The sequence below is a fragment of the Mesorhizobium sp. M7A.F.Ca.CA.004.12.1.1 genome, assembly GCF_003997835.1.
Classification (GTDB): Bacteria; Pseudomonadota; Alphaproteobacteria; order Rhizobiales; family Rhizobiaceae; genus Mesorhizobium.
The window spans coordinates 1-4,708 of the sequence record NZ_RZRK01000487.1 but is presented as its reverse complement, the minus strand read 5'-3'; the positions used below and the strand labels follow the sequence as shown (position 1 = coordinate 4,708).

4 protein-coding genes and 1 pseudogene are annotated in these 4,708 nt (G+C 60.8%); 4 read left to right on the top strand and 1 reads right to left on the bottom strand.

All coding sequences use genetic code 11. The features are described from left to right. The 3 genes and pseudogenes from EN984_RS38950 to thrS form a co-directional block, all read left to right on the top strand. Nucleotides 1–139, top strand: a pseudogene (locus tag EN984_RS38950) (membrane protein insertion efficiency factor YidD); the annotation flags it as partial. 148 nt (nt 140–287) lie between these two features. Further along, nucleotides 288–1,115, top strand: coding sequence for a class D beta-lactamase (gene blaOXA, locus EN984_RS23180; RefSeq protein ID WP_127267643.1), 828 nt, complete (start codon nt 288–290; stop codon nt 1,113–1,115). A 175-nt stretch (nt 1,116–1,290) separates the two neighbouring features. Further along, entirely contained in the window at nt 1,291–3,267 is a 1,977-nt protein-coding gene (gene thrS, locus EN984_RS23175; protein ID WP_127267642.1) for a threonine--tRNA ligase, read from the top strand. A 149-nt stretch (nt 3,268–3,416) separates the two neighbouring features. On the opposite strand, the gene EN984_RS23170 is transcribed toward thrS, so the two are convergent. Continuing rightward, complete coding sequence (locus tag EN984_RS23170) at nt 3,417–3,914, bottom strand: N-acetyltransferase (protein ID WP_127267641.1); 498 nt, start codon at nt 3,912–3,914, stop codon at nt 3,417–3,419. 138 nt (nt 3,915–4,052) lie between these two features. On the opposite strand from EN984_RS23170, the gene EN984_RS23165 reads away from it, so the two are divergent. Next, on the top strand, nt 4,053–4,708 hold a 656-nt coding region (locus EN984_RS23165), incomplete at its 3' end, for a 1-acyl-sn-glycerol-3-phosphate acyltransferase (RefSeq protein ID WP_127277268.1).

Here is a 4,708-nt window from a genome sequence, read left to right as displayed (position 1 = left end):
GTTCCGTGTGCTGCGCTGCGGGCCATTCGGCACGCATGGCATCGACCGCGTGCCGGAGGTGCTGGAGGATCGTTATGTCTGGTTCACGCCATGGCGGTACTGGCGGATCGGCAGCAAGCGCGGCGAAGCGCAGGGGTGATCGCGTCGGTCAGGTACCGGCGGCTCTGCCCGTTTACGATCCGGTAGGGTTAACAACAGCCTGCACAAAGACTGCGCATTTGAGACAAAATCGAGACAAGAGACCTCGCTAAGCCGCTCGCGAACCCCCCTCTTGAGCGAGCAGACAAATGCGCAATTTCGACCGTCTTCCCTTCATCTTTGCCGGGATACTGTTCCTGCTCGCCTGGCTGCTGGGATTTCCGTTGCGCGCGCAATCGGCGCCGCTGGGGGACGTGCAGTGCACGGTGATCGCCGATGCGGCGAGCGGCAAGACGCTTTACCAGGACGGGGTGTGCGACCAGCGGTTCAGCCCGGCGTCGACGTTCAAGGTGCCGTTGTCGCTGATCGGCTATGACAGCGGGATCCTGAGCGACGAGCACACGCCGAGCTGGGATTACAAGCCTGAATTCAGCGCGGTGAAGCGGGATCAGAAGACCGTCGATCCGGTGGTCTGGGAGCGAGATTCGATCCTGTGGTTTTCCCGGGAAATCACCCGCCGGCTTGGGTCTGAGAGTTTTGCCGGTTATGTCTCGAAATTCGACTACGGCAATGCCGATGTTTCCGGTAATCCCGGCAAGAATGATGGTTTGACCAAGTCCTGGGTGAATTCCTCGCTCAAGATCACGCCGGTCGAGCAGGTCGAATTCCTGCGCAAGCTGCTGGCCCGCAAGCTGCCTGTCTCGGCCAAGGCCTACGACATGACATCAGCCATCATCCCGACCTTCCAGGCCGGGGATTGGACGGTGCAAGGCAAGACCGGCAGCACCAGGCTGCGCAACGACGCCGACAAGGTCCAGGACAAGCGCTCGCTTGGCTGGTTCGTCGGATGGGCGAACAAGGATGGCCGCCAGATCGTCTTTGCGCGGCTTGTCGTCGATGCCAACCGTACGGACATGCCAAAGGGCCTCAAGACCCGGGCTGCGTTCCTGAAGGATTTGCCGCTCCTCATCAAATGAACGCTGACATTTGAGCCGGGCTTTACGGCGGCGGAATCTGTCCATAAAAGACAGCCGCTGCCGGACGCATCCGGCTTTTCCCTATGCATGTCGTACCCAAAAACCGCCATACACTTTTGGGCGACATGCATTTCAACCACCCGCGCTCGTTTGCGGGACTGGATAGGAGATATATATGCTGAATTCCGTTTCCCTGACATTTCCCGATGGCTCCGTCCGCGAATATGACGCGGCGATGACCGGTGCTGGCCTCGCCGAATCGATCTCCAAATCGCTGGCCAAGAAGGCGGTCGCCTATGCGATCGACGGCACGGTTCGCGATCTCAGCGATCCGCTCGGCAAGTCCGGCAAGGTCGAGATCGTCACCCGCGACGACCCGCGCGCGCTGGAGCTGATCCGCCACGACGCGGCCCATGTGCTGGCGGAAGCCGTGCAGGAGATATGGCCGGGAACGCAGGTGACCATCGGGCCGGTGATCGAGAACGGGTTCTACTACGACTTCGCCCGTAACGAGCCGTTCACGCCCGACGATTTTCCGGTGATCGAGAAGAAGATGCGTGAGATCATCGCGCGCAACAAGCCGTTCACCAGGGAAGTCTGGTCGCGCGACAAGGCGAAAAAAGTGTTTGCCGACAAGGGCGAACGCTACAAGCTGGAGTTGATCGACGCCATTCCCGAGGATCAGGATCTCAAGATCTACGCGCAGGGCGACTGGTTCGACCTCTGCCGTGGCCCGCACATGGCCTCGACCGGGCAGATCGGCAATGCCTTCAAACTGATGAAGGTGGCCGGCGCCTATTGGCGCGGTGATTCGAACAACCCGATGCTGACCCGCATCTACGGCACGGCCTGGGCTGATCAGGCGCAGCTCGAAGCCTACCAGATGATGCTGGAGGAGGCCGAGAAGCGCGACCATAGGAAGATCGGCCGCGAGATGGACCTGTTCCATTTCCAGGAAGAGGGACCGGGCGTCGTCTTCTGGCATGCCAAGGGCTGGAAGATGTTCCAGAACCTGGTCAACTACATGCGCCGCCGCCTCGACGAGCAGGGCTATCAGGAGGTCAACGCGCCGCAGGTGCTCGACAAGAGCCTGTGGGAGACGTCAGGCCATTGGGGCTGGTATCGCGACGCCATGTTCAAGGTGACGGTCGCCGGCGACGACACCGATGACGACCGGGTCTTCGCGCTGAAGCCGATGAACTGTCCGGGCCATGTGCAGATTTTCAAGCATGGGTTGAAGTCCTATCGCGATCTTCCCGTAAAGCTTGCGGAATTCGGCAATGTGCACCGCTACGAGCCGTCGGGCGCGCTGCACGGGCTGATGCGCGTTCGCGGCTTCACGCAGGACGATGCGCACATCTTCTGCACCGAGGAGCAGCTGGCCGCGGAGTGCTTGCGCATCAACGATCTGATCCTGTCGACCTATGCTGATTTCGGTTTTGACGAAATCAGCGTCAAGCTGTCGACGCGGCCCGATAAACGCGTCGGCACCGACGAAGCCTGGGATCATGCCGAGGCGATCATGGGGAGCGTGCTGGAGACGATCAGGACACGGTCCGGCAATCGCATCAAGACCTCGATCAATCCGGGCGAGGGCGCCTTCTACGGCCCGAAATTCGAATATGTGCTCAAGGATGCCATCGGCCGCGAATGGCAGTGCGGCACGACGCAGGTCGACTTCAACCTGCCGGAACGGTTCGGCGCCTTCTATATCGGCTCCGATTCCGAGAAGAAGCAGCCTGTGATGGTGCACCGCGCGATCTGCGGCTCGATGGAGCGCTTCCTCGGCATCCTGATCGAGAACTATTCCGGCCATTTCCCGCTGTGGTTCGCGCCGCTGCAGGTGGTGGTGGCGACGATCACGTCGGATGCCGACGGCTATGCGACCGAGGTGGTGGCAAAGCTGAAGGCCGCAGGGCTGTTGGCGGAAGCGGATCTGCGCAACGAGAAGATCAACTACAAGGTCCGCGAGCACAGCCTAGCCAAGGTTCCGGTCATCCTCGTCTGCGGCAAGCGCGAGGCGGAAGAGCAGACCGTCAACATGCGCCGGCTGGGCTCGCGCGACCAGGAATCGCTTGGCCTCGACCAGGCGATCGCGCAACTGACCGAGGAAGCTGTTACACCCGACCGCCGGCGCAAACGCGCGGCTTGATTGGCATGGTTTCGACCAAATGGCGGTGGAGCGATCCACCGCCATTTTCATAGTAGGCGGTATGTCCTTCACACCTTGTCGGCGACCATCGGGTTGATTGCCAGGACGCGCTGCCTTGAAGACGCGACCACCACGCCTTGTGAAGTGGATTAGGCTCCGTAAAAAGCCGGATGATAAAGGACGACGCCTTGCCGAGCGTCAGGGCCAAAATCCAAACATTGGAAATACTCCGGCGGAACGTCTGGAAACCTCAGAGTGGGGTCGGCCTTGAACCCAAATCGGGAATAGTAGCCGGGATCGCCTAGAACCACGCATCCAGCCGCGCCAAGCGATTTTATCCGGTCAAGTCCAGCTTCTATTAGCTGAACACCGACGCCTTGCCGCTGTCGGTCAGGTCGCACTGCAACTGGCCCGAGACCGTACCAATTGACTTCGGTGCCGTCGATCTTGACTGAAGAGAAGGCGACATGACCAACGATCTCACCATCTTGTTCTGCCACCAAGGAAACCGTCAACGCGCCTCCCGCTCTCAGGGCGTCAACAATGGCTCCCTCCGTTCCAGCGCTGTATGGCGCACCGTCGAAAGCGGTGGTGACCAGCGCGCGGATTTCTGCAATGTCATGGGCGTTTTCTGGTCGTATGATCATGAGATTCGTGTAGCAAACCACCGTCGGGCCGCCAAGACGCTCTCGCCTCCGCGCCTTGACCCCATCGGGCCAGTGCCGGTGGGGGCGGAACATCGGTTACTTCATATCCCTGTCACGCCGACCTTGTAACGAGCCCTCATGCTCAAGCTGAAATTGCGCGAACGACCCTTTCCCGAGCTTTCCTATGCCAATCCGCGCCAGCCGGCGCTGACACGCTGGTTCATTCATTCGGTCGAAGGCCTGTCGGGCCGCGACCGCTACACAGCACTTTATGATTTCTGGCGCCGCCAGGTCGTGCCGACAGGCGAACGCGTGTTCAGCCGTATGCTCGAACTGATCGACGTCCGCGTGCGGACATCGGATCAGTGGCCGCCGGCACAGTTGCCGAACACGCCGCTGGTGATCGTCGCCAATCATCCGTTCGGCATTGGTGACGGCATTGCCGTGCTGTCGTTGGTCGAGCAGCTCGGACGCCCGTTCCGGGTGATAATTCACAAGGACCTGCTCAAGATCCGCGAGATGGAGCCTTACTCGCTGCCAATCGACTTTTCCGAGACCAAGGACGCGCTGAAGAACAACATGGCCGTGCGCCATGAGGCGGTGCGGCTGTTGAAGGAAGGCGTCACCATCGTGGTGTTTCCGGCCGGCGGTGTCGCCACCGCGCCGAAGGGCTTTGGCCAGGCACGCGACTTGCCGTGGAAGATGTTTCCCGCCCGTCTCGTCCAGGACGCCAGGGCGTCGGTCATCCCGATGCATTTTTCCGGGCAGAACGGCAGGCTGTTCCATCTGGTCAG

What these genes read in the sequence shown, in the direction of transcription:
- blaOXA (WP_127267643.1), top strand. Translation starts at nt 288, where the DNA reads ATGCGCAATTTCGACCGTCTTCCCTTCATCTTTGCCGGGATACTGTTC.
- thrS (WP_127267642.1), top strand. Translation starts at nt 1,291, where the DNA reads ATGCTGAATTCCGTTTCCCTGACATTTCCCGATGGCTCCGTCCGCGAA.
- EN984_RS23170 (WP_127267641.1), bottom strand. Translation starts at nt 3,914, where the DNA reads ATGATCATACGACCAGAAAACGCCCATGACATTGCAGAAATCCGCGCG.